The 3472-nt window shown below is 63.4% G+C and carries 3 protein-coding genes; 2 read left to right on the top strand and 1 reads right to left on the bottom strand.

Annotated features, from left to right (window positions below; genetic code table 11):
* Nucleotides 1-917: 917 nt before the first annotated feature.
* On the bottom strand, nt 918-1421 hold the full coding sequence (locus tag SM447_RS29150; protein WP_474576083.1) for a hypothetical protein: 504 nt from the start codon (nt 1419-1421) through the stop codon (nt 918-920).
* Between the two features lie 821 nt (nt 1422-2242).
* Between SM447_RS29150 and SM447_RS29145 the strand changes: the two genes are divergently transcribed.
* Nucleotides 2243-3142, top strand: a complete 900-nt coding sequence (locus SM447_RS29145; protein WP_474576082.1) for a replication initiation protein — start codon at nt 2243-2245, stop codon at nt 3140-3142.
* Nucleotides 3132-3431: a hypothetical protein gene (locus SM447_RS29140; RefSeq protein WP_474576081.1), complete on the top strand. Its 300-nt coding sequence runs from the start codon at nt 3132-3134 to the stop codon at nt 3429-3431. The genes SM447_RS29145 and SM447_RS29140 overlap by 11 nt, the downstream gene beginning before the upstream one ends.
* Nucleotides 3432-3472 lie beyond the last annotated feature (41 nt).

Genomic DNA, 3472 nt, shown 5'->3' with positions numbered 1-3472 from the left:
ACAGGCCGAACAGACGAGCCAGGACAAGCCCTCGGAAGCACCCCAGAAGGCTTCCTGACTGTCTCACCGAAGCCGCCGGGGGAGCACTCCCCCGGCGGCTTTCCCATGTCCAGCGCAGCGCCCATCCGCCCCGCGTGGTGCCCCGGCCAGCGGCCGATCCCGTTCTATGGCACATAGAACATAGCTTTGCTCCGCCGAACCTTACTGAAGCTCCAACACCGCATGCGCTGTCCAGCACATCAGGGACAGGCTTCTCAACACCTCCTTGGAGGAGGAGCTATCAGCGGCAGGTCGGCCCTAACGAGAGCAGCCCAACCCGTGATGTGCTGTCACTTTTGGGAAAGAAATAGCAGACGGCAGACACTCAACAGGGGAGTTGGTTTGCTCACACCAGCAGCTCCTAGAGGGAGACCAGGTAGACCAGGCCGAATCTCCCGAACATGGAGAAAGCCGGGCCATCATGGCCCGGCTTTTTTCCATGCTCGGCACCCTGCCAGAGTGGACCCATAGGGCACATGATTTAGGTCGCGAGAATCCATTCACCTAGACGCACATGGCGGCAGCGATAGTCCTGTCCCTGTGCTCGTGCATCCTGTGCAAAGGCTTCAGCGACAGATACGTCGTCGAACACCGCGATCCCGATTTCGCCGTCTGGAGCACCAGTGACTACGAGTCCAACGATCACTCCACGGGGTGCCGACTGCACGCGGTTGTCTACCCGTCGCCAAGGCACCGTTTCCCACCGCACCTCAGGGCATCCTCTCGCCTCACCAATTTGTTCGAGCTCATGCACCTCATCGGACGTCGAGGCGGCAGCGACAAGAGGTTCACTGCCGTCGGCATGTCGGCAGTAAACCAGGAAGCACTCTGGTTCCCGGCTAGCCATCCCAGGGCGGGTCTTAGTCATGAGAGTCAGCCTAGGCCTTGCAGTTCTCTGTCTTTGGGGCGGTGTAGACGCGCGTGTAGTAGGTCTTACCGCGCCATGTGATGGCGCCTTGAGTGGTGCCCCGCCACGTGGTGGATTTCGTACCGACGCAGTAGTACTCGATGTTCCTTTGGGTGTACCTCGCCTCATTCGAATTGCCGCCTGACCGTGTGATCTTCGTCCGCCACCACACCAGCTGCTTGTAGCGAAGCTCGCTGTTGTGGCGGATGCTTGCCACCGGCACATCGCACACCGTGTAGGGCTTGAAGCCGATCGCTTGCCGGCCCGAAGAGGTCCGGCGGTAAACCCTCGTCGGGTACAACTCGCACGGAGCGAAATCAACTCTGGCTGCCGCTCCCATTGAGGCTGCACCTCCCATCGACGCTGGAGGGATACCCGAGTCCAGCTGCTCAAAAATTTGTTGGGCTTCCTCCGGAGAGTCTGCTTCGACATATGAAAGTGGCTCATCGACCGCAATGGTGGCTTCGCTCTCCACGAGGGAATCCGTTGCAACCGCCGAAGCCCCAAGGGGGTCAGACGACGTAGGTGCTTCAGCGTGGGCAGGCCCCGTTCCGAGAGCAACCACAAGCAACACACTCAGCAACCCCGCCTTGGTCCTCAAACCACTCATGTCAGCGCCTTCCGTCGCACCAGTCAGCCGCGGCTGCGGCAACAAGGCAAAGCGTGCACGATCGCAAATTTTTTGTATAGGCATCACCTGCTTCTGGCCTCTCGAAGCCGTCACACCTAGTGCATTCTTCGGCCGGCCCCTGGGGAAGACACCCGTCACGTCCTCCCTAACGGTCCTCAATGCGCACAACCAGGACACCCCAGCGCGCCCGAAACCGGCCCATCGCCAACCACCACGCCACCCCACCAGGCACCCGCTCGACCACATGGCCGAACACAGGGACCCGTTCTGGTCGCCCACCCGGAACGGGTTAACCCCTCACCCGTGAAGGGTGAGTCGGGGGCAGCAGGAGTCATCGACAGTGACCGTGGTTGGTCGGGGCCGGCGGATGAAAATTGGGGCTGAGTCGATGCCTGGTTGCGGTGCTGGGGGCACCTCCCGAGGAGAGTGCAGCTGTGCCTGTGCGCGCCTGCGTTGGGTCACCTGAGCCTCGGTCATCGAATGATGCATGAGGTGTGGGGTCCAGGGTGGAGCCGGGAGGCTCGGCTGCACCGAAGATGGCCTGCCCTACGGGCAGGCTGCAGAGAGCGGTTTTCGAGGAAGTATCTGATTAAGGTTCGATGCCTAGTTTGAACACACCGGAGCAAATCCGCGGAGCTGGGATGGGTTCGTGGTGGAGTCAGCGCATGCAGACTTTCGCGGCCTCCTTCGATGCGGCCTGGCTTCCCCACGCCCCTCTGGCGGGGGAAAAGACCGGGCCCAAGCACCGGATGGCTCGCGAGCACGCCCTGACGCTGCCGTACATCGAGGCGAACCCGCTGTGCTTGCGATCGCTGGTGGTCGTCGACCGCGACGCCTCCGACGCCGATCAGATCGCCGACCTGCTCGGCCTGCCGGAGCCGTCCTGGGTGGCGCTGAACCCCTACACCACCGCCGGGCACGTGGTCTTCGCCCTCAGGGCTCCGGTGTGCATGACCGATGCGGCCCGCCGGGCGCCGGTGAACAAGCTCGCCCGAATCGAGCAAGGCCTCACCGACGTGCTCGGCGGGGACGTGGCCTACGGCGGGCGGATCACCAAGAACCCCCACCACCGCGCCCACCCAACCCGCTGGGGCGCTCAGGAAGCCTCCTACAGCCTCCAGGAGCTCTCAGACGCCCTCCAGGGCCTCGGAGCTCTCCCAGACCCATCCCAAGACTCTCAGGCCCTCAAAGACTCCTCCACTGGCCGCAACTGCGAACTGTTCGACCTCACTCGCACATGGGCCTACAGCGCCCGGGAACGCTACAGCGACCGCACCGAGTGGGAAGAGGTCGTGGAAGCCGTCGCCTGGAACAAGAACCAGACCTGGATCTGCGACCAGTTCAGCAAAGGCCCGATGAGCCGCACCGAGGTGCACCACCTCGCCCAGTCGATCAGCAGATGGGTCTGGCGCAACATCACCCCCGAGAAGACCGCCGCCCGCCGCGCTGCCTGGAGCACCCCCGAGAAGCAGCAGAAGCGCGGGCAACGGTCCGGCGTTGTACGAGCAGAACGCCGTCAAAAGCTGGTGAAGCAAGTGTTGGAGGTTGAGGCCAATGCCCGCTGACAAACCCATCCGCAGGAACCGAACTGCTCGAGAACTGGCCGAGCAGTTCGGCGTCTCAGAGCGCACCATTCGAAACATTGCCGCCGAGCCGCGCGTGGAGTACCTCGCTCGAGCTCAAGACCGCCGCCGGCGCATCGCCGAGCTGCGGGCCCAGGGCAAAACCATGCGCGCGATCGCCGACCAGCTCGGCGTCTCCGTAGGCCTGGTGGCCACCTACGCCAAGCAAGCTCAACAGGCCGAACAGACGAGCCAGGACAAGCCCTCGGAAGCACCCCAGAAGGCTTCCTGACTGTCTCACCGAAGCCGCCGGGGGAGCACTCCCCCGGCGGC

It is taken from the genome of Micromonospora aridisoli (assembly GCF_056150025.1).
The sequence above is the reverse complement of the archived record's forward strand: the minus strand, read 5'-3'. Positions and strand labels throughout refer to the sequence as shown.